This window comes from Subtercola sp. Z020, assembly GCF_002931235.1.
Taxonomy (GTDB): domain Bacteria; phylum Actinomycetota; class Actinomycetes; order Actinomycetales; family Microbacteriaceae; genus Subtercola.
The window spans coordinates 1-20,712 of the sequence record NZ_PSTT01000102.1 but is presented as its reverse complement, the minus strand read 5'-3'; the positions used below and the strand labels follow the sequence as shown (position 1 = coordinate 20,712).

Genomic DNA, 20,712 nt, shown 5'->3' with positions numbered 1-20,712 from the left:
TGGGGGGAGCCTCAGAATGCGAGGGCGTGATCGAGGTCGGCGATCAGGTCGCCGACGTCTTCGACGCCCACAGAGAGCCGCACGAGACCCGGCGAGATGCCGAGCCGTTCCTTCAGCGCCGGGTCGAACGAGGCGTGCGTCGTGGTCGCGGGGTGCAGGGCCATCGAGCGGGTGTCGCCGATGTTCGTCATGTGGCTGAAGACCCGCAGCCGGTTCAGAAACCGCCGCGCGCCCGCTTGGCCGCCCCGCACGGTGACCGCGAACACCGAACCGGTGCGCCCGCCGTAGAGCGACTCGGCGAGGGCGGCCCGGCCCGAGTCGGGCAGCCCGGCGAAGTCGACACTCTCGACCTTCGGATGACCGGCCAGCCAGTTCGCGATGGCGACCGAGTTCGTGAGGTGCGCCTCCATGCGCAGCGAGAGCGTCTCTGTGCCCTGGTGCAGCAGAAAGGCGTTGAACGGAGACAGCGCCGGGCCGATGTCGTTCACCACGGCCTCGCGCGCCGCCCGCGCGTAGGCGGTGGGCCCGTAGCGGTCGACGAACGACAGCCCGCCGAGCGGCGACGGTGCGGTCAGCAGAGGGTACGACCGCGGCGACGCAGCCCAGTCGAAGGTGCCGCCGTCGACGATGGTTCCTGAGAGCGCTGCGCCGTGCCCGCTCAGGAACTTCGTCGACGAGTGCACGACCACGGCCGCCCCGTGTTCGAACGGCCTGACGAGGTAGGGGGTCGCGATCGTGTTGTCGACGACGAGCGGGATGCCGTGCCGCTGAGCGATCCGGGCGACATGGGCGATGTCGACGATGTCGTTCTTCGGGTTCGGGATGGTCTCGGTGAAGATCGCCTTCGTGGTGGGAGTGATCATCCGTTCCCACTCGTCGTCGTCGAATTCGTTCCAGACGTAGTCGACGCTGACGCCCATGCGGGCGAAGCTCCGGCCGAAGAGCACCCGCGTGCCGCTGTAGATCGAGGCGGTCGACACGATCCGTTCGCCGTGCGAGGCGAGCGCGAAGAGCGCGGCGGTGAGGGCGGCCTGGCCGCTCGACACCACGATCGACTCCGTACCGCCCTCGAGCGAGGCGATGCGCCGTTCGGCGACGGCGCCGGACGGGTTGCGCTGCCGGGAGTAGATGAGACCGTCGGCCTCTCCGGCGAACCGGCCGGCTGCGTCGTCGAAGGAGTCGAACCGGTAGCCGGCCGTCATCGCGATCGGCTGGATGCGGGCACCGCTGCCCGCCTCCGCGATCTCGCCGGCGTGCACCTGCCGGGTGGCGAAGCCGTAACCCTGCCAGTCGTACTCGGGTTCGTTGACAGCATCGTCGCTCATGCGGATACACCCTTCTCTGTGCCACCGACCGCCGAGGCACCGACTGCGGAGGTACCGACGGCCGAGGCGCGTCGCCGCTTCACCGCCTCCGCCATCTGCCGCACCGCCTGCTCGAGCAGGGGCCGCGGGGTCGCGAAGATCAGCCGAACATACCGCTCGTAGCCGTGCCCGCACAGCCGACCGTCCGTCAGCGTCACCCCCGCCTCCTCGCGGAAGAAGTCGGCCAGCGTCTCGCCGGGGCGGAGCGGCAGGTCGAGCCCCGAGCAGTCCAGCCAGGCGATGTAGGTGGCCTCGGGCACGCGGTAGGCGATACCCGGCAGATGTTCGGCGAGCAGTGCCACGATGGCGTGGCGGTTGCCGTCGAGGTAGTCGACGACATCCGAGAGCCAGGGGCCGCCGGCGTCGTAGGCGACGGCCGAGGCGATCACACCGGGTGTGGATGCCCCGTGCAGCACCGCGAACCCGAACAGCTGGTAGAGCTCTTCGTCGGCCGGGTTCGACGTGATGAGCTGGGCGGCCTTCAGGCCCGGCAGGTTCCAGGCCTTCGAGGCGCTCGTCGCGGTGATCGTGTGGCGGGCGGTCGCCTCCGACAGTGAGGCGTACGGGATGTGCGGCACACCGTCGAAGCGCAGCGGCGCGTGGATCTCGTCGGCGAACACGCGCCCGTTGTGCCGCTCGACGATCTCGGCGATCGCCTCCAGCTCGGCGCGGTCGAGGGCGACGCCGGTGGGATTGTGCGGGTTGCAGAGCACCAGGGTTCGTGCTCCCCTGTGGAAGGCCTCATCGATGGCGTCGAGGTCGTGCATCCAGCGCCCCTCGACCGTGCGGCCCGCAACCTCGACGACCTCGCGGCCGAGGGTCGGGGTGAAGCTGAGGAACGGCATGTACGCCGGGGTCGGCACGATGACGCCGGAGCCGTCGGGGGAGAACTTGGTGACGGCGACCTCGAAGGCGGCCATCACGTCGGAGACCGCATGGATGTTGCCGGCCGGGATCTGCCAGCCGTAGTGCTCGAGCTGCCAGCGTGCGCAGGCCGACGCCATCGTCAGGCTCGTCGCGGGGGAAAGATAGCCGAGGTGCCCGCGGTCGACCGCCTCGTGCAGGGCGGCCGTGATCTCGGGGGCCGTGCCGAAGTCCATCTCGGCCACCCACGCGCCGATCGTGCCGGGGTGGAGGCTCCACTTGCGACTGTCGGGCGTGGCCAGGTCGTCGCGGCCGATGCCGTCGAAGCGGTGCGAGGCGGCGCCGTGGGCGGTCATGCCGTACACCTACACACGGGCGAGCTCCCCGATCGTCGCGGGCCGGGCGGCGGCGCGCAGGGCAGTGAAGGCGTGCTGCAGGTCGTCGAGCAGATCCTGCTCGTCTTCGATACCGATCGAGAGCCGCACGAGGCCGGGGCCGATACCGAGCAGCAGCCTCTGCTCCTCCGACAGGTGCGCGTGCGAGGTCGATCCGGGGTGAAGAACGAGGGAGCGCACGTCGCCCATGTGCGACATGCGGCTGAACAGCTCGAGGGCGTCGATCACCGTGCGCGCCGCATCCCGCCCGCCGGCGAGCGTGAAGCCGAAGACCGAGCCCGTACCGCGCGGGTAGTGCTTGACGGCGATCGGATGCGAGGGGTTCGACGCCAGGCCCGGGTAGTCGACCGAGAGCACTTCGGGCTGGTTCTCGAGCCAGGTCGCCACGGCGAGCGCGTTGCGGCAGTGCCGCTCGACCCGCAGCGAGAGGGTCTCGAGGCCCTGCTGCAGCAGGAAGGCGTTGAGCGGCGAGAGCACGGGGCCGAAGCGCCCGGCGATGACGGTACGGGTGTATTCGAGGTAGGCGCGGTTGCCGAACCGCTCGACGAGGGTGCGGCCACCGGGGCCGCTGCCGCCGGCGCCGCCGGGGCCGCCGGGACCGCCGGCCGGCGTGCTGAACTGCGGGAACTTCTCTGGGTAGCGCCCCCAGTCGAAGGTGCCGCCGTCGACGATGACGCCCGCGAGGGAGGCGCCGTGCCCCGTCAGGAACTTGCTCGCCGAGTGCACCACGATGTGGGCGCCGTGTTCGATCGGCCTGATGAGATAGGGGGTGGATGCCGTGCTGTCGATCACGAACGGCAGGCCCTCTTCGTGGGCGAAGCCGGCGATCAGGTCGATGTCGATCAGGTCGTTCTTCGGGTTGGGGATCGTCTCGCCGTAGATCGCCCGTGTGTTCGGGCGCACGCGGCGCTTCCACTCGGTGAGGTCGTGGGGGTCGTCGACGAACTCGACCTCGATGCCGAGCCGGGCGAAGTTCTCGCGGAAGAGCGTCTTCGAACCCTCGTAGAGGCTCGGGGTGCTGAGGAAGTGGTCGCCGGCCTGCAGGATGCCGAGCAGGGCGACAGTGATCGCCGCCTGCCCGCTCGCGACGAGCAGCGAGTCGACGCCGCGTTCCAGCGCCGTCAGCTTCTCCTCCACAGCCGTGTTCGACGGATTCGCGTAGCGGGTGTAGACGAGCCCGCCGTCATCACCGGCGAACCGGGCCTCAGCGTGGTCGAACGAGTCGAAGAGAAACCCGGCCGTCAGGTAGATGGGGGTGATTCGCGCGCCGAACTGGGCGTCGATGACCTCGCCGGCGTGCACCTGCTCGGTGCTGAATCCGAAAGCGTCACTGCCGTAGGGCTGCTGAGTCGTTGTCATGGGGTGGGCCTGCATCCGTTCTCGATGGGGCAACGGTACGACCTCGGGTGGGCCGCCGGCAGAGGCCCCTTCACATGGCGAAACATTCGGGCGGGCCTGCCGGGCCGTCGCCAGACTGGAGCCATGTCACGACTGCAACACTTCGGCTGGTTCTTCGGCCGCGGCTTCGGGCCGCAGGGCTGGGGGCGCCCCGACCACCGGTGGAACTACGCCTGGCAGCGCCCCGACCTCTACCAGCAGTCGGCCCGTGAGCTCGAGCAGGCCGGCTTCGACCTGCTGATCATCGAAGACGCGCTCTCGCTCGGGTCGCCCTCGACGCTGCGGCTGCGCGTGGATTCGGCCTACGGCGGGCCGAAGCACGACCCTCTGCTGCTCGCCCCCTACCTCTTCGCCGCCACTACGCACCTCGGCGTCACGCCCACCGTCAACGCGGGCGCCTATGCGCCCTACCTGGCGGCGCGGCAGTTCGCGACGCTGCAGCACCTCAGTGGCAATCGTTTCGGCGCCAACGTCGTCACCGACGTGAAGAGCGCGCGGCATTTCGGGCTGCCCGAGCTCACGCACGACGCCGCGTACGATCGCGCCGAGGAGTGGCTGGGCGTCATCCGCCGCCTCTGGCACAGCTGGGGGTCGGGGGCGTATGTCGGCGACGTCGACTCGGGGCGGTTCGCCGATGCGTCGAAGCTCGATGCGTTCGAGCACCGGGGTGAGTACTTCGAGCTCGACGGCCCGCTGAACGCGCTGCCCTTCGACGAGGGCGCCGGTGACCCGGTGATCGTCTCGCCCGGCGGGTCGGGCCGCGGGCTCGCCTTCGCCGGGCACAACTCCGACGTGCAGCTGGCCCTCGCTCCGCTCGACGCGGCCAGCGTGCGGGCGTACCGGGGCCGCATCCACGAGGCGGCCGTGGCGAACGGGCGGGCACCGAGCGACATCACGATCCTCTTCGTCGTCAAACCGGAGATCGTCGACAGCCCGGCAGAGGTCGATCGCGTCGTGGCCGAGTCCGAGCATCCGACCGACGACGTGCTGCGGTCGGTTCTGGCCGCCCAGTCGAGCGATCTCGAGACCGACCTCACGGTGCTCGACCTCGACCGGCCGATCGGCCCCGGGGTCTTCGGGCAGCACGTCTCGCAGGGAACGATCGCCAACCTCGTCGGCCGGGGCGGTTCGCTCAAGAGCGACACCCTGCGGCAGATCGCGACCCGCAAGGCCCGCAAGGGCCGCTTCACCGACGGTTCGGGCTTCGTCGGCACCGCCGCCCAGTTCGCCGACTTCGTCGAAGAGCTCGGGGAGTCCGCCGACAACGACGGCTTCATCATCAACGGCGACCTGCACCCGGTCACGCTGCACCGGATGCTCGACCGCGCCGTGCCCGAACTCCGTGCCCGCGGCATCCTCCGCTCCTCCTTCGGCGGCGGCGGCCTGCGCGCCAATCTCACCGACTTCTGACCCACCCTGCGCCCGCAACCGCCCCTCCGCGCACGGGGCGACAGACTGAAGACACCGGATCGCGACTGAGGCTTCCGTTTGCGAAGAAGGAGTTCACCCATGACCGAACCGATCGACGCCCGTGTGGGCCTCTACATCGACTTCGACAACATCGTCATCTCGCGCTACCAGCAGCTGCACGGCCGCAGCGCCTTCCAGCGCGACAACATCCGCAACTTCGACCGCTCCAGCCGGGATGCCGACCCCGATGTGGCCGCGCGCCTGGCCGCCGCCACGGTCGACTTCAATGCCATCATCGACTTCGCCGCCTCGTTCGGCACCATGGTCGTCAACCGTGCCTACGCCGACTGGTCGGTTCCGGTCAATGCGAGCTACCAGCGCCAGCTCATGTCTCGGGCCGTCGACCTGACCCAGCTCTTCACCACCACCACGCGCGGCACGAAGAACGGCGCCGACATCCGCCTGGCCGTCGACGTGGTCGAAGACCTCTTCCGCCTGCCAGATCTCACGCACGTGATCATCGTCGCCGGTGACTCCGACTACATCGCGCTCGCGCAGAAGTCGAAGCGCCTCGGCCGCTTCGTGGTCGGCATCGGCGTCGCCGGGTCGACGAGCACGTCGCTCGCAGCCGCGTGCGACGAGTTCGAGGACTACGACTCGCTCCCCGGCATCGAGAAGGTCAACGGCACCGATCGTGGCGGGGCGGATGCCGCGGGCTCCGCAGGGCGCTCCGGTGCGGGCGCGGCCCAAGCGGCCGGTGCGGGTGCAGCAGCGTCGGGCTCGTCGACATTGCCGCCGCGGGGAACCGAGCGACCGGATGCGCAGCCGCAGAAGGCTCCCGGCCGTTCACGGCGGGTCACGACCATCCCGATGTTCTCCCACGTCGAAGACACACCGTTCGACGAGCCCGAGACGCTGGCCGACATCGACCCGCAGACGGTCGCGACCGAGCTGCTCGTTCGCGCGCTGCAGATCGGCCACGCGAAGGGTGACGCCGACGAGTGGCTGAACACGGGCACGGTGAAGAACCAGATGCGCCGCATGGACCCCTCGTTCAACGAGAAGCCGCTCGGCTATCGGTCGTTCAGCGACTTCCTCTCGTCGCGCTCCGACGTCGCCGAGCTCGAGGAGGAGGGCCCGCAGCGGCTCATCCGCCTGCGCCCCGGCGCCGCTGCGGGCGCCTGACCCGACGCCCCCGGGCTAGGAGTTCAGCCAGGCGAGGGCTTCTGCCCTGCCGCTGGAGGCGAACACGCGCACATCGGTCTTCAGGAAGATGCTGCCGGCCTTGGCCATCGTCGAGAGCACACCCGAGTCGGTGAGCAGCGCGGCACGGCGCACCTTCTGGGCGAGACCGATCGACTTCAGGTCGTCCCAGAGGGCTTTCGGCTCGATCTTCGACAGGTCGAGGTCGCCGTAGACCGCGAGCACGTCGGCCGGGTCGTTGCTGTCGAGAAAGGCGGCGAGCCTGTCGCGCAGGGCGTCGAATTCGGCGGCGTCGATACCGCCGGCGTACTCGACTTCGAAGATGTGGGTTCCGGGAATCTGTTCTCCAGTGAGCATGCCGACACTCTAGCCTTTCCGAATCTTGCTCACCCTCACTAGTCTGTGCACATGCAGGATGCCCGGGGGGCAGCGATGACGAACGACGAAGCCAGGGTGCGGCACGCGACCGGGGCCAGGCGCCAGCGCCTGATCACGGTCGACGCCGCGCTGCTGGTCGCCGCCTTCGTCTTCGCAGTGCTCGCCGTCGGGGCCGGGTTCTGGGCGTCGTTCGCCCTCACCGGAGAGGCGCCCGCCCCCACGATCGCCGAACTCGTCGTGCTCGACGTGTTCGCGGCGGCGGCCGTCGTCGCAGCGCTCGCCGCCCTCGTGCTCGCGGTGCAGCTGCGGGGGCGCTGGGGAACCGTCTTCGGCGCGGTGAGCGCCGTGGCCGTGTGCGGCTCGATCGCCCTCGCGATCTTGCTCACCGCTCCGCAGTTCGGCCGCTGAGCCCTACTTCTGCCGGGGCTTCCGGGCCGGGCGGTCGTCGCGGTCGCGGTCTCCGTAGCGGGGCGCACCCCCGCCGCGCCGGTCGGGCGCGATCTCGATCAGCTTGCCGCTGATGCGGGTGTCCCTGAGGCGGTCGAGCACATCGCCCGGCATGTCGACCGGCAGCTCGACGAGCGAGAAGTCGGGGCGGATGTCGATGTGCCCGAAGTCGTCGCGGTTCAGCCCGCCCTCGTTCGCGAGCGCTCCGACGATCTGGCGCGGTTCGACCTTCTGCCGTTTGCCGACCTCGATGCGGTACGACGTCATCGGCTTGGTGCTGCGGGGCCGCCGCTCGGGGCGTTCACCCCGATCATCCGTGCCGCCACGACCGTCGTGCGTGACCCTGCCCTCGCGGGCGCCGCGCGCATCGCGGTCGCCGTCGCGGCTCTCCCGGTCGGCGCGGGCCGGGCGGTCGTCGCGGGTGTACCGGGAGCCGCGGGCATCCTCCTCGAGCAACAGGGGAGTGTCGCCCTGCGCGACCACGGCGAGCGCCGCGGCCACGTCGGCCTCCGGCACGTCGTGGTGCTCGATGTAGTGCCCGACGATGTCGCGGAAGGCCGCGATGCGGCTCGTCTGCGAAAGGGCCGCGGTGATCGCGTCGTCGAACCGGGCGAGTCGTGTCACGTTCACGTCGCCGACAGAGGGCAGCTGCATCTCGGTGAGCGGCTGGCGCGTCGCCTTCTCGATCGCCCCGAGCAGGCGGCGCTCGCGGGGGGTCACGAAGCTGATCGCCGCACCGCTCCGGCCGGCGCGCCCGGTGCGGCCGATACGGTGCACGTACGACTCGGTGTCGATCGGGATGTCGTAGTTCACCACGTGGCTGATGCGGTCGACGTCGAGGCCGCGCGCCGCGACATCCGTCGCCACCAGAATGTCGAGCTTGCCCGACTTGAGCTGGTTGACTGTGCGTTCGCGCTGCGCCTGGGCCACGTCGCCCGAGATCGCGGCTGCCGAGTAGCCGCGGGCGCGGAGCTTCTCGGCGAGCACCTCGGTCTCGCTCTTGGTGCGTACGAAGACGATCATGCCCTCGAAGTTCTCGACCTCGAGGATGCGGGTCAGCGCGTCGACCTTCTGCGGGTACGAGACCATCAGGTAGCGCTGGGTGGTGTTCGCCGAGGTGGTGGTCTTGTTCTTGACCGTGATCTCTTCGGCGTCGTTGAGGTACTGCTTGGCGATGCGGCGGATCGCCGGCGGCATCGTCGCAGAGAAGAGCGCGACCTGCTTGTCGTCGGGGGTGTCGGCGAGAATCGTCTCGACGTCTTCGGCGAAGCCCATCTTCAGCATCTCGTCGGCCTCGTCGAGAACCAGGTACTTCAGCTCCGAGAGGTCGAGGGTGCCCTTGGCGAGGTGGTCCATGATGCGGCCGGGGGTGCCGACGACCACGTGCACGCCGCGGCGGAGTGCCGAGAGCTGCACGCCGTAGGCCTGGCCGCCGTAGACGGGCAGAACGTGAACGCCGCGCATCTGCGACGCGTACTGCTCGAAGGCCTCGCACACCTGCAGGGCGAGCTCGCGGGTGGGGGAGAGCACGAGCGCCTGCGGCTTCTTCTGCGAGACGTCGAGGCGGCTCAGGATGGGCAGGGCGAAGGCGGCCGTCTTGCCGGTTCCGGTCTGGGCGAGGCCGACGACGTCGCGGCCCTCGAGGAGTGGCGGGATGGTGGCGGCCTGAATGGCGGAGGGGGTCTCGTAGCCCACGTCGCGAACGGCGCGGAGAACGGCGTCACTCAGCCCGAGGTCGGCGAAGGTGGTCGCGGTTTCGGCAGCGGGTGCCTCTGTATCGGCGTTCGTGTCGGTGGTCATAGTCAAACGGTAGTCGTTCCGAGCGGCAGCCGGTGGCAGCGCGAACCCCGACGGTCGAATCTGCTACCACCCGAATGGTGTAGCGTACTAAACCCTGTCCGCCCCCTCTCGGGGGTCACGAACCGGGAAGACACTGATGACACCCACACCAGCACCGTTCCTGTCCCGCCGCCAGCTCCTCCGCTTGGCCGGTCTCGCCGTACCTGCCGTCGCACTGCCTGTGGGCAGCGCCTTCCGCGCTCCCGAAAGCGCGTCGGCCGCCGCCCTCCGCCCGACCGGCATCGGTTCGGCCGGAACAACACCGGTCGCCTCCGTCACGGGGCGCGACTTCGCCCAGTCCAACTACTGCTGGTACATGCCGACGGTGACCTCGCTGAAGAACGTCTCGTACACGATCGCTCCGATGAGTTCGACGAAGGCCTGGATGGTTCCGACGCAGTCGACCAGCGGTGCGACGAACCCGCTCTCGTTGATGCGTCTCGGGCCGAACAACTCCGGCAGCGGCAAGCAGGTCATCGTCGACGGGCTCACGCTGACCGGCACGGTGCAGCCCCGTTCGGGCTCGAACCCGACCAAATCAGGGCACAACTACCACGGACTCACGATCTACTGGGGTCGCAGTGCGAAGGTGCTCAACTCGACCTTCATCGCCGCAGCCTGGGGCGACTATGTCTCCCCGCCCGGGGAGACCTTCGCGCTGATGGGGTACAGGGACACCGACACGCTCATCTCGAACGTCGAGGTCGACGGCCGCACCCCGGATGGAACCCGGGTGGGTGGCTCACCGGCCGGGTTCAACGGATCGACCCGCCCGGTCATCGCGGACTCCTACTTCCACCACTCGCTCGTCTCCTCGCTGACGTTCTCGACGGCGGGCGGCGGAGTGTCGGCGTCGACAGCCACCTCGAGCCCGACCACGCGCCGGCTCCGCATCGAACACAACGCGAACACGAAGATGGACACCGGCTTCCGCTTCACGGGAATCAACCACGAACACGTGATCGGCACCATCACCCACTACCTGCCCCGCATCGTGATGGACTGGTACGAGTGGAACGCCAGCCACATGTTCTTCGGGTCGTGGCTCACATCGGCGAAGATCGTGATCACGGTCAATCCCTCCGACATCGTCGGCGGCGCACCGTACAACAACGGCGCGCTGACGCTGGCCGTGCCGGCCCAGTTCAACGGCCGGGCCAACCAGCAGAAGCTCAGCGACATCAGCGTCGTCGATCAGAGCGGAAAGCGCCTGACCCCCTACGTCATCTCGCGCAAGCCCAACAGCTCGTTGCCGCTGAGTCGATCGACGCATTTCGTTGTGAACACCGCCTGATTCAGGGCAATATGGGCTCAACTGGGTGAGGCGAACGTTCAGAAACCGTTTCGTATGATGTGGTGGTCAAATTGTCACCTATTCGGGGGGTACTCCCATCAGAAACGAATCAGGCTCCACGCGACCTGTCACATCCGCCATCAATCCGTCCATCAAACGCCGGGCCGTTCTGAAGATGATCGGCTTCTCGGTGCCGGCCGCTGCGGCTGCCGTGCTCGCCCCCGCGGCCAGCGCGAACGCAGCAGGGGTCTCGGCGGTGCCCGCCGCCACGACTCCGCTCGCAGAAGCGGCCGCCACGGCCGCCACGACCGCGACCACCTACGGAGCGAGCGCAGCCGCCCGGGCTGCCTCTGTCGCCGTGACTGGTCGCGACTTCGCCCAGTCGAACTACTGCTGGTACCAGCCGAACGTCACGTCGCTGAAGAACGTCGCCTACACGATCGCTCCGATGTCGTCGACGAAGGCAGCGGCCGTTCCCAGCGGAAACGGCTCGACCAATCCCTTCTCGCTGCTCCGGATCGGGCCGAACGGGAGCCAGTCCGGAGTGCAGACCGTGATCGACGGCCTGACCCTGACTGGCACTACGCAGCCGTGGTCGGCGGCGAACCCGGCCAAGGCCGGTCACAACTACCACGGGCTGACGGTCTACTGGGGTCGGAAGGCCATTATCCGCAACTCGACCTTCATCGCTTCGGCGTGGGGTGACGCGAATTCGCCCCCCGGTGAAACGTTCCAAATCATGGGCTACCGCGACACCGACACGCTGATCTCGAATGTCGAGGTCGACGGTCGTACCGCTGACGGCGCCCGGGTCGGTGGGTCTCCGATGGGATTCAACGGCTCCACCCGCCCCGTGATCGAGAACTCGTACCTGCATCACTCGCTGGTCTCGTCGCTGACCTTCTCGACGGCGGGCGCGACACCGAGCACCGCGAATGCGACCTCGAACCCCACCACCCGGCGCATCCGCATCGAGCACAATGCGAACACGAAGATGGCGACCGGTTACCGCTTCACCGGCATCAACCACGAGCACGTCTTCGGCGACATCATGCACTTCATGCCGTCGATCCAGATCGACTGGGCGGAGTGGACGGCCTCGCACATGTTCTTCGGCACCTGGCTGTCGTCGGCGAAGATCCACATCGTGGTCGACCCGCTGTCGATCAGCGGCGGGCACCCGAACAATCGCGGGGCACTGACCCTCGCGATCCCGCGGGTCTTCAACGGCCGAACCAACCAGCAGCTCCTCTCCGACGTCGTCGTGCGGCTCCCGACCGGTGCCCGGCTGAAGCCGTACGTGATCGACGGGGCCCAGTCGGCCCCGATGCCGATCTCGCGCAAGACGCACTACGTCGTCAACGTCGGGTAGCCGGCAGGCGCGGGCGGGGTGGATGTCGCTCGGGAGCTTCTGGCCCGGGCGACATCCTCCTACACTCGTCTCATGATCGGCTCGCTCGACGTCATCGTCATCGACTGCCCAGACCCGGTTGCGCTCGCGGACTTCTACGGGGAACTGCTCGGAATGCGGCGGTTCTCCGACGACCCCGACTGGGTCGAACTCTTCGGGCCGGGTGGTGAGGCGCGGCCCATCGTCGCGTTCCAGCGCGTCGACGACTTCACCCCACCCGAGTGGCCGGGCCAACTGGTTCCGCAGCAGCTGCACCTCGACGTGAAGGTCGGCGACCTCGACGAAGCCGAGCGGCAGGTGCTCGCCCTCGGCGCCACGCCCACCGGTTCCGGCACGCCCACGTTCCGCGTCTACCTCGACCCCGCCGGCCACCCCTTCTGCCTCATCCGCCCGAACGACTGACCCCATCTCCTGCGGAATGGGAATAGGCCGCCGGGTGCCCGGTTAGAGACTGGAGGACCGTGGTGGTACCGTCTGCCTCAGGCAGATCAGCATTCTCGAAAGGACGACTCGTGAGCGACACGACTCCTGGTTTCGGCTCGTACTCCTCCGTGCGCACGGTCTCGTCGGCCAAGGCATCGCCCACGTCGCCCGCCGGTCAGGCCGCGTCGCCCGCCGGCCGACCCGCCTCGCTCGCCGGCCAGCCGACTCCGGCCCCCGAGCTGCATGTGCTGATGAGCCCCGAGGTCAATGTTCAGCGCATCATGCAGACGGGAACCGTGTGGTTCGTCGCTGTGGTGCTCGCGGTCGGCGTCGTCGCCAGCGTGCTCCTGGCCTCGGGCTGGCGCCCCGCACTGCTCACCGGCGGCCTCGCCGTGATCTTCTGGGTCGCGTCGTTCCTCGTCGCGCTCAGCGTCGGACTCATCGGCTGGTCGGGCTGCCCCATCCTCGAGGTCGATGTGCCGACGGCCGACCGCAACAAGACCCTCACGATGCAGCTGGGCACGATGCTGTTCATCGTGGGTGGGGCCGCAGCCCTGCTCGCGATCATGCTCGGCCCGGCATCCTGACGCGTCAGTAGCGGTAGAACCCCTCGCCGGTCGCGACGCCGAGCTTGCCCGCGTCGATGAAGTTCTCCTTCAGGTAGGCCGCGAAGGCCTGCGACCCTGCATCGGAGCTGGCGACGGCGATGTTGTAGGGGGTCGTCAGGCCGATGATGTCGAAGATCTGGAACGGCCCGACCGGGGCCCCCGTGCCGATCCGCCACGTCTTGTCGATCGTCTCGGCGTCGGCGAACCCGCCGACGAGCAGACCCGCGGCCGCATTCAGCAGAGGCACCAGCATCGAGTTGAGAACGGAGCCTGCCTTCTCCTTCTTCAATCTGATCGGCACGAGTCCGCTGCCCTCGGTGAAGGCGACGACCGCGTCGAACACCGCGGGGTCGGTGTCTGTCGTGCCCATCACCTCCGCCGTGTTCTGCCGCCACACGTTGTTGGCGTAGTGCAGCGCGAGAAACCGGTCGGGCCGGCCCGTCGACTCCTTCAGGTCGCTCGGCAGCAGCGTCGACGAGTTCGTCGCGAAGATCGTCTTCGCCGGCGCGACGGCCGCGAGGTCCGTGTACGTCTGCTGCTTGATCGACAGCGTCTCCGGCACGGCCTCGATCACCAGGTCGGCGTCGGCGACCGCCTCGGCGAGATCGTGCGAGTAGTGGATGCCGGCCAGCACCCGCTCGCCGCGCCCCTCGCCCCCGCCGCCGACCCCGTCGGCCGTGTAGATCGCCGCCAGCTTCGTGAAGCGTTCCCGGGCCGCGCCGAGGAGGCTCTCGTCGAGGTCGAAGGCGGTGACCGCGTACCCGTACCACGCCGCCTGGAAGGCGATCTGGGAGCCGAGCACGCCGGTGCCGAGCACGGTGACGTTCGAGATTTTCTGCATGGTGGTGCCTTTCGTCCGTTGGCAGGCGGGCGGCATCTTTGCCGTCCGCGAAAACTCAGTTGTAGATGCTCCGCACCCAGATGCCGGTCAGAATGTCGAGCACGTGCTCTTCGTCTACGGCGGGCGTCTCGCCGTTGAACGCGGCAGAGAGCACCCGTTCGTTCATCAGGTTGAGGGCGACGGCGAGGTCACGGGCATCCATTCCCTGCGGTGCGGAACCCCGGGCGCGTTCGGCGACGATCGCGTCGTGGGCGTAGCCGACCCAGGTCTGCATCGACGCCGACCACAGCTCGTGCACCTCCGGGTTGCGGAGCCGCGCGGCGATGGCCGCCGCCGACACGGCCCGGTGAGCGGCGAACACGTCGACGAACACGGCGATCGACCGGCGCCACGCGGCGGCCGGGTCGGGGCCGAACTCGCGGGGCAGCCCGGCGACGCGCACCTGCACCTCCGAGATGACGCGGTCGAGCAGCGCGAGCAGCACGTCGTCTTTCGACGAGTAGTAGAAGTAGAAGCTCGGCCGCGAGATGCCCGCGCCCGTCGCGAGGTCTTCGATCGAGATCTCCTCCAGCGTGCGCTGCTGCAGGAGCCTCTCGGCCGTCACCAGGATCGCCTCTTGGCGTTCGTCGCCGGAGAGGCGGGATGATCGGCGTCCGCGCTGGGTCATGGCCCCACACTAACGAATACCCGACCTGAGTCAACAGGGTGTCGACAAACTCGACGGAGTGTTTAAAGTGGGGATATGACTGAACACATCGACGTGTTGATCGTGGGGGCCGGCCTCAGCGGAATCGGGGCGGCCAGCCGCCTGAAGCGGGAGAGCCGCGGAACGACGTTCGCCGTGCTCGAGTCGCGGGGCGCCGTGGGCGGCACGTGGGACCTGTTCCGGTACCCGGGCATCCGCTCCGACTCCGACATGTACACGCTCGGGTACTCCTTCCGCCCGTGGACAAATGCGAAGGCCATTGCCGACGGCAGCTCGATCCGCGAGTACATCACCGAGACGATCGCCGACGAAGGGCTCGCGCCGCACATCCGCCTCCACCACCGCGTTCTGCGTGCCGAGTTCTCGAGCGAGACGGCCCTCTGGACGGTGACGGCGGTGCGCACACCAGACGGGGAGTACACGGCCGGTGAGTACACGGCCGGCATGCCGGGTGGGGCTCCGGATGCCCGGCCCGCTGACACCGTCACCTTCACCTGCTCGTTCCTCTCGGTGTGTTCGGGCTACTACCGCTACGACGAGGGATTCACCCCGGCGATCCCCGGCGCTGAGACCTTCGCGGGCACCATCGTGCACCCCCAGCACTGGCCCGCCGATCTCGACTACGCGGGCAAGCGCGTCGTCGTCGTCGGCAGCGGGGCGACGGCCGTCACCCTCGTACCCTCGCTGGCGAAGACAGCCGCCCACGTGACGATGCTGCAGCGCTCACCCACCTACATTGCACCCGTCTCGTCGCGCGACCACCTCGCCGACCGTCTGCGTGGCAAGCTGCCCGCCCAGCTGGCGTACGACATCGTGCGGCTGAAGAACATCGGCTATTCGATGTTCACCTACCAGCTCAGCCGGCGCCGCCCCGAGACGATGAAGGGCATTCTGCGAAAGTCGGCGGTCGCGAAACTGCCCGCGGGCTTCGCGGTCGACACGCACCTCGCCCCGACCTACGAACCGTGGGACCAGCGGCTCTGCGCGATTCCCGACGGAGACCTCTACCGGGCGATCAACCGGGGTGCGGCCGACATGGTGACCGACCGCATCGAGACCATCACGCCCACGGGCATCCGCCTCGCCTCGGGCGGCGAGCTCGACGCGGACATCATCGTGACGGCGACCGGCCTCAACCTGCTGGTCATCGGTGGCATGGAGCTGAGTGTCGACGGCACGCCGGTCGACGTCTCGCAGGCCCTCAGCTACAAGGGCATGATGCTCGACGGCGTACCGAACTTCTCGCTCACGATCGGGTACACCAACGCCTCCTGGACCCTCAAGGCCGACCTGGTGGCCGGGTACGTGGTGCGCCTGCTCGCGTACATGAAGCGGCACGGCTACCAGACGGTGACTCCGGATGCCCCGGCCAGCGCCCGGCGCGGCGAACTGGTTCCGCTGATCGACCTGCAGGCCGGCTACGTTCTGCGGAGCGCCGGCGCGCTGCCGCGCCAGGGCGAACGCACCCCGTGGCGCATGCACCAGAACTACCTGCGCGACTTCCGCATGCTGCGGGCCGGTCGCCTCACCGACGACGTGCGCTTCGGGCGGCGGGGCGACAGGGCCGTGCCGTCCCGCACCACCGCGCCCGACCCGCGCGCCCTGCCCGGCACCGCCTTCCTCACCGTCGACGGCGTACGCCTCCGCCACCGGGACACCGGCTCGGGCTCTCCCGTGCTGCTGCTGCACGGCATCGGCCAGAGCCTCGACGACTGGAGCGAGCAGCACGACCGCCTCTCCCGGCACCACCGCGTGCTGAGCCTCGACCTCCCGGGCTTCGCCTACTCCAACCGCGTGCCGGGCCGGGCGACCCTCGACGCGCTGGCGAGCATCCTGCCGGCCTATCTCGATGCCGTCGGCGTGACCGGGGCTCTCCCTGTCATCGGCAACTCCCTCGGCGGCGCCGTCGCGATGACGTTCGCCGCCGCCCACCCCGACCGGGTGTCGGCGCTCGCGCTCGCCGACAGCGCCGGCTTCGGCAGGGAGGTGACGGTGGTGCTCCGGATGCTCGCCCTCCGCCCGTTCGGAAACTTTCTGCTGCGACCCGACCCCGAGAACTCCCGCCGCACCGTGGAGGCCGTGTTCTACGACCGCTCCCTGGCGACCCCGGAGCGCGTCGCCCACTCCTTCGCTCTGTCGGGCAGGCGGGCGCACGCCCGCACCATGCTCGACGTCGCCCGTGACCTCGGAACGATCCGGGGTGTGCGGCCGCAGTGGCGAAAGGCCTTGCTCGAACGCGTCGCGGCCCTCCACATCCCCGTGCTGGTGATGTGGGGCGACCACGACCACATTCTGCCGTTCTCCCACCTCGACGCCGCGATCGCTGCCCTGCCGAATGCCCAGTCTCACGTCTTCGCCCGCACCGGGCACATGCCGCAGATCGAGCGGCCCGACGAGTTCGCCGAGGTCGTGCAGGCGTTCCTCGAGGCGTCGTCAGCCGGTGTGCTCGTGGAAGAAGGTCTGAATCTCGTCGGTGTGGATGCCGTCACCGGGCAGGCTCGTTCGCACTGAGTCCGCCCGCAGCCCGTCGAGCACGATCGCCAGCTGGCGAGCGACGACGCGTGCCCGGGCGGCCACCGGCAGGTAGCTGTAGTCGCCGACCCGGAAGGCTGCCATGGTCAGGTCGTTCACGTCGACGTCGGGCCGCAGTGCGCCTTCGGCCTGTGCACGGGCCGCGACCGCGACGAGAACGGCGTTCCACTGCGCTCCGTGTCGATGGCCGGGCTCGATCTCGAGCATTTTGCGGGTGACCCGCGGAACGGCCGGATGCTCGAGGATCACCTCGGCGACACCCGTGATGAGGGTGACCACCGCATCCCAGCCGCTCGGCTGCAGGGCCATCTCGTCGATCACCGCCTGCTGGTACCCGACCGTTCGGGTGTAGAGGGCGCGGATCACCTCGGGAACCGACGCGTACCGCCGGTAGAGCGTGGCGTTCCCGACGCCGGCCAGCTGGGCGAGCTGGCTCATCGTCGGATCGTCGTTGTGCACGGCGTAGTAGTTCTCGGCCGCACCGAGGATGCGGTCGCGGCTGCGGCGGACTTCGACGCGCTCCGCCCGGACTCTCGGCTGTTGAGGCATTTTCGAAGTCTAGCAAGCGAGGCGCAAGCCCCCCCCTGGGAGCGTGGCACAGGGGGCAGTGCCTGTTCTACGCTGGCGCGATGGGTGCGACAGAGCTGTGGTTGGTGCGGCACGGGGAGAGCGTCGCGAATGTCGCGGCGGGGGAGGCCGAGCGGGCGGGGGCCGAACGCATCGAGGTCGCGTTTCGCGATGCCGACGTTCCGCTCTCGCCGACGGGTGAGCGGCAGGCGCGGGCGCTCGGCGGGTGGCTCGCCGAGAATGCGACGGTCGAGCATCCATCGTCCGTCTGGGTCTCGCCCTACCTCCGCGCCCGGCAGACGATCGGCATCGCCCTCGAGGAGGCCGGGCTCGGCGCCGTGCCGCAGGTCGACGAACGCCTGCGCGACCGGGAGCTCGGCATCCTCGACCTGCTCACCTCACGGGGTGTCGACGCCCTGCTGCCCGACGAGGCGGCCCGGCGTCGGTGGCTCGGCAAGTTCTACTACCGCCCGCCGGGCGGCGAATCGTGGGCAGACGTCGCGCTGCGTGTGCGCTCGCTGCTCGCCGACCTCGACCTGATCACCGTCGCCCGGCCGGGTTCGCCCGGGCCGGTGCTGATCGCCGCGCACGACGCCGTCGTGATGCTCTTCATCTACGTCTGCACGGGGGTGAGCGAGTCGGATCTGCTCGCCTTCGCCCGCACGCACACGGTGAGCAATGCGTCGGTCACGAAGCTCGTGCGTCCCTCGGGCACGGGGCTCTGGATGCTCGACCTGTTCTCGCACGATGAGCACGTCGAGCTGCGGGGGGTTCCGACCACCGAACACTCGGGAGACACCGATGTCATCGTCCACTGAACCATCCTCGACGGGGAACTCACCGCTCACGGTCACGCCCGAGCTGCTCCGCGGCTGGACCCTGCCCCCTGTCGCCGACTCGAAGTACGGCCGTGGCCAGGTGGTCGTGGTCGGCGGCGCGCTCCGCTCGCCCGGAGCGGCCATGCTCGCGGGGATCGCCGCGCTGCGGGTGGGCGCCGGGCGCCTGACGCTCGCCGTCGGAGCCTCCGTCGCCCCCGCGGTCGCCGTCGCCGTGATGGAGGCGGGTGTGGTGCCGCTCGGCGAGACGGCCGACGGGCACATCGAGGGTGCAGGCATCCACGAGGCGGCCGACGACCTCGCGGCGGCAGACGTGGTCGTCGTCGGGCCCGGCCTCGACGACGCCGACGAGGCCCGGAGCCTGCTCACCGCCCTCGTGCCGCTGCTCGGTGACGACACTCTCGTTCTGCTCGACGCCTATGCGCTCGGGGTGCTGCCCGCGCTGCCCGACGTGGTCGACGCGCTTCGGGGCCGACTCGTTCTGACGCCGAACAAGGGCGAGGCGGCGCGCCTGCTCGAGCGCGACCCCGGCGGCGGGGCGGGGGCAGGAGGCGGCGCGGGTGACTCCGACGACGTGACGCCCGACGATGTGCGGGAGATCGCCCGGCGCTACGGCGCGACCGTCACCTGCTACGGAACGATCGCCGACCCCTCGGGTTCGCTCTGGCTGATCGGCACCGGTACGGGAGGGCTCGCGACCTCCGGCAGCGGTGACGTTCTCGCCGGCACGATCACGGGTCTGCTCGCCCGCGGGGCCGACCCGGCCCGCGCTACGGTGTGGGCAACCCACGTTCATGCGGTGTCGGGGGACAGGCTGGCGGTCGCGGTGGGCCCGCTCGGCTACCTCGCCGGAGAGCTGCTCGACGAGCTGCCGCGCGTGCTGGTCGAGATCGGCGCCTGAGGGACCGCTGCCCTGCGCGGGTTTGGCGGGTCGGCAGGCTCCGGCGGCGCGCCAGGTGGTCGCGGGTCGGCCGACTCCGGCGGCGCGACAGGTTCTCGCAGGTCGGCGGGTTCCCGCGGGTCGGCGGGCTCCGGCGGCGCCACAGGTGCTCGCGGCGCCGACGATGGCTCTGCGGTCGCGGCGTCGGCGGCGAGCAGGTCGCGAACGGCCGCGGCGAGATTGATGGCGACCACATCCGGGTCGAAGCGGTCGAGCCGTGCGGCGGCCCCCGCCTTCAGGTGGGCTGCGAGGCCGGGCTCGGCGAGCACCCGGTGCACGGACCGCGCGAGCGCTGCCGGGTCATCCGGAGCCACCATCAGCGCATTCACACCGTCACGGCAGAAGTCGTCGTAGCCGCTGCCCGTCGTGACGATGAGCGGGGCGCCCGCGCCCATGGCTTCGAGCGCGACATTGCCGAACCCCTCCCAGCGGGACGGGCAGAGCACGACCGTCGCCTGCGCCATGGCCGCGGCGAGCCGGTCGCCCGGTACGTGCCCGAGGAACGTCACGCGCTCCCGTGCCCTGCCGGGCAGGCGCTGCAGCAGTTCGCGGCGGGTGGGCTCGAAGCGCGCGTCGCCGCTGGCTCCGGCGAGCACCAGCCGGGCCTCCGGATGCCGCTGCAGCACCGCCCCGAACGCCTCGACGGCCGGCAGCACCCCCTTCCGCCGCTCGAGCCGCCCCACGAACAGCACGACGGGCGCTCCGCCGCCCCCTCCCGCGCGCCCGCCGCCCCGGTCGCCGCCGGCTGCGCCGGCGTCGCCCTCGCCACCTGCGCTTCTCCGGACGGCGCTGCGCCCGCCACCCCGGTCGGCGCCACCTGCGCCGGCGTCGCCCGGCCAGCCGTCGGGGAGCGGCGCCTCGGCGGCGTCGCGGGCGACGCGCGGCAGGTCGACGCAGTTGCGCACGACCGTGGCGGGCGGAAGCGGTGCGACGTGCTGCTCATTCCACGCCAGCACGGCCCGCGAGATCGGAACGAGGCCGCGCGAGCGCCGGATCTGCCGCGTCTCGAGCACATCCTGCAGCACCCGCCCGGGCCGGAGCGCCAGCGGGAAGTCGCGCGCCTGTCGCCCCGCGATCCACTCGCCGAGCCGGATGCCCGTGGCCAGGTTCGTCACCAGCGGCGCCCCCTTGGGCAGCAGCGCCGCGAGCCCGCCCCACTCGGGCAGGAACACCGCGTCGTACGCCGCTCCGCCCCCGCCCGCGCCCGCGAGCCCCGCCCGCACGTACCGCCGGAACAGCATCGCCCGCGCCGCGAG

At 69.9% G+C, this 20,712-nt stretch carries 19 protein-coding genes; 10 read left to right on the top strand and 9 right to left on the bottom strand.

Translation table 11 applies throughout. The annotated features are described in order from the left end of the window. Positions 1 to 11: 11 nt before the first annotated feature. The 3 genes from C5B96_RS13370 to C5B96_RS13360 are packed head-to-tail and all read right to left on the bottom strand — an operon-like array spanning position 12 to position 3,982. Complete coding sequence (locus tag C5B96_RS13370) at positions 12 to 1,325, bottom strand: O-acetylhomoserine aminocarboxypropyltransferase/cysteine synthase family protein (protein WP_104245859.1); 1,314 nt, start codon at positions 1,323 to 1,325, stop codon at positions 12 to 14. Further along, on the bottom strand, positions 1,322 to 2,584 hold the full coding sequence (locus C5B96_RS13365; protein WP_104245865.1) for a MalY/PatB family protein: 1,263 nt from the start codon (positions 2,582 to 2,584) through the stop codon (positions 1,322 to 1,324). The genes C5B96_RS13370 and C5B96_RS13365 overlap by 4 nt, the downstream gene beginning before the upstream one ends. A 9-nt stretch (positions 2,585 to 2,593) precedes the next feature. Beyond that, positions 2,594 to 3,982: an O-acetylhomoserine aminocarboxypropyltransferase/cysteine synthase family protein gene (locus tag C5B96_RS13360; protein WP_104245864.1), complete on the bottom strand. Its 1,389-nt coding sequence runs from the start codon at positions 3,980 to 3,982 to the stop codon at positions 2,594 to 2,596. Between the two features lie 123 nt (positions 3,983 to 4,105). Here C5B96_RS13360 and C5B96_RS13355 point away from each other — a divergent pair, with 123 nt between their 5' ends. Together C5B96_RS13355 and C5B96_RS13350 are read left to right on the top strand one after the other, a co-directional pair. Beyond that, complete coding sequence (locus tag C5B96_RS13355) at positions 4,106 to 5,431, top strand: LLM class flavin-dependent oxidoreductase (protein ID WP_104245858.1); 1,326 nt, start codon at positions 4,106 to 4,108, stop codon at positions 5,429 to 5,431. A gap of 99 nt (positions 5,432 to 5,530) precedes the next feature. Beyond that, positions 5,531 to 6,616 (top strand): NYN domain-containing protein, encoded by a 1,086-nt coding sequence (locus tag C5B96_RS13350; RefSeq protein ID WP_104245857.1) that lies wholly within the window; start codon positions 5,531 to 5,533, stop codon positions 6,614 to 6,616. Positions 6,617 to 6,631: 15 nt separating this feature from the next. Here the strand turns inward: C5B96_RS13350 and C5B96_RS13345 are convergent, their stop codons facing one another. Further along, on the bottom strand, positions 6,632 to 6,991 hold the full coding sequence (locus C5B96_RS13345) for an STAS/SEC14 domain-containing protein (RefSeq protein WP_104245856.1): 360 nt from the start codon (positions 6,989 to 6,991) through the stop codon (positions 6,632 to 6,634). A gap of 51 nt (positions 6,992 to 7,042) precedes the next feature. Here C5B96_RS13345 and C5B96_RS13340 point away from each other — a divergent pair, with 51 nt between their 5' ends. Beyond that, a complete protein-coding gene (locus C5B96_RS13340; RefSeq protein ID WP_146078183.1) occupies positions 7,043 to 7,420 on the top strand; it encodes a hypothetical protein in 378 nt (125 codons plus the stop codon). Positions 7,421 to 7,423: 3 nt separating this feature from the next. On the opposite strand, the gene C5B96_RS13335 is transcribed toward C5B96_RS13340, so the two are convergent. After that, entirely contained in the window at positions 7,424 to 9,259 is a 1,836-nt protein-coding gene (locus tag C5B96_RS13335; protein ID WP_104245854.1) for a DEAD/DEAH box helicase, read from the bottom strand. 136 nt (positions 9,260 to 9,395) lie between these two features. Between C5B96_RS13335 and C5B96_RS13330 the strand changes: the two genes are divergently transcribed. The 4 genes from C5B96_RS13330 to C5B96_RS13310 all read left to right on the top strand — a co-directional run bounded on the left by C5B96_RS13330 (position 9,396) and on the right by C5B96_RS13310 (position 13,013). Next, positions 9,396 to 10,592 carry a hypothetical protein gene (locus C5B96_RS13330; RefSeq protein WP_104245853.1) on the top strand — a complete coding sequence of 399 codons (1,197 nt, stop codon included), beginning with the start codon at positions 9,396 to 9,398 and terminating at the stop codon, positions 10,590 to 10,592. Positions 10,593 to 10,767: 175 nt separating this feature from the next. Then, complete coding sequence (locus tag C5B96_RS17430; protein ID WP_158507189.1) at positions 10,768 to 11,964, top strand: hypothetical protein; 1,197 nt, start codon at positions 10,768 to 10,770, stop codon at positions 11,962 to 11,964. Between the two features lie 72 nt (positions 11,965 to 12,036). Then, positions 12,037 to 12,405, top strand: coding sequence for a VOC family protein (locus C5B96_RS13315; RefSeq protein ID WP_104245850.1), 369 nt, complete (start codon positions 12,037 to 12,039; stop codon positions 12,403 to 12,405). A 110-nt stretch (positions 12,406 to 12,515) separates the two neighbouring features. After that, a complete protein-coding gene (locus C5B96_RS13310) occupies positions 12,516 to 13,013 on the top strand; it encodes a hypothetical protein (protein WP_104245849.1) in 498 nt (165 codons plus the stop codon). Between the two features lie 4 nt (positions 13,014 to 13,017). Here C5B96_RS13310 and C5B96_RS13305 read toward each other — a convergent pair whose 3' ends face one another. Both C5B96_RS13305 and C5B96_RS13300 read right to left on the bottom strand, forming a co-directional pair. Then, positions 13,018 to 13,875 carry a 3-hydroxyacyl-CoA dehydrogenase gene (locus tag C5B96_RS13305; RefSeq protein ID WP_104245848.1) on the bottom strand — a complete coding sequence of 286 codons (858 nt, stop codon included), beginning with the start codon at positions 13,873 to 13,875 and terminating at the stop codon, positions 13,018 to 13,020. Between the two features lie 55 nt (positions 13,876 to 13,930). After that, positions 13,931 to 14,542, bottom strand: coding sequence for a TetR/AcrR family transcriptional regulator (locus C5B96_RS13300; protein WP_104245847.1), 612 nt, complete (start codon positions 14,540 to 14,542; stop codon positions 13,931 to 13,933). Positions 14,543 to 14,617: 75 nt separating this feature from the next. Between C5B96_RS13300 and C5B96_RS17860 the strand changes: the two genes are divergently transcribed. Next, positions 14,618 to 17,092, top strand: a complete 2,475-nt coding sequence (locus C5B96_RS17860) for an alpha/beta fold hydrolase (RefSeq protein ID WP_104245846.1) — start codon at positions 14,618 to 14,620, stop codon at positions 17,090 to 17,092. Here C5B96_RS17860 and C5B96_RS13290 read toward each other — a convergent pair. Continuing rightward, a complete protein-coding gene (locus tag C5B96_RS13290) occupies positions 17,015 to 17,662 on the bottom strand; it encodes a TetR/AcrR family transcriptional regulator (RefSeq protein WP_104245845.1) in 648 nt (215 codons plus the stop codon). The two genes, C5B96_RS17860 and C5B96_RS13290, sit on opposite strands and share 78 nt — an antisense overlap. Before the next feature lie 80 nt (positions 17,663 to 17,742). Between C5B96_RS13290 and C5B96_RS13285 the strand changes: the two genes are divergently transcribed. Together C5B96_RS13285 and C5B96_RS13280 are read left to right on the top strand one after the other, a co-directional pair. Then, positions 17,743 to 18,498 carry a histidine phosphatase family protein gene (locus C5B96_RS13285; RefSeq protein WP_104245844.1) on the top strand — a complete coding sequence of 252 codons (756 nt, stop codon included), beginning with the start codon at positions 17,743 to 17,745 and terminating at the stop codon, positions 18,496 to 18,498. Then, the gene (locus C5B96_RS13280; RefSeq protein WP_104245843.1) at positions 18,482 to 19,417 is read left to right on the top strand and encodes an ADP/ATP-dependent (S)-NAD(P)H-hydrate dehydratase; all 936 of its coding nucleotides are present in this window, start codon (positions 18,482 to 18,484) and stop codon (positions 19,415 to 19,417) included. The genes C5B96_RS13285 and C5B96_RS13280 overlap by 17 nt, the downstream gene beginning before the upstream one ends. Here C5B96_RS13280 and C5B96_RS13275 read toward each other — a convergent pair. Next, positions 19,357 to 20,712: glycosyltransferase family 4 protein (locus C5B96_RS13275; RefSeq protein ID WP_146078182.1), on the bottom strand; the 1,356-nt coding region annotated here is incomplete at its 5' end. The genes C5B96_RS13280 and C5B96_RS13275 overlap by 61 nt on opposite strands.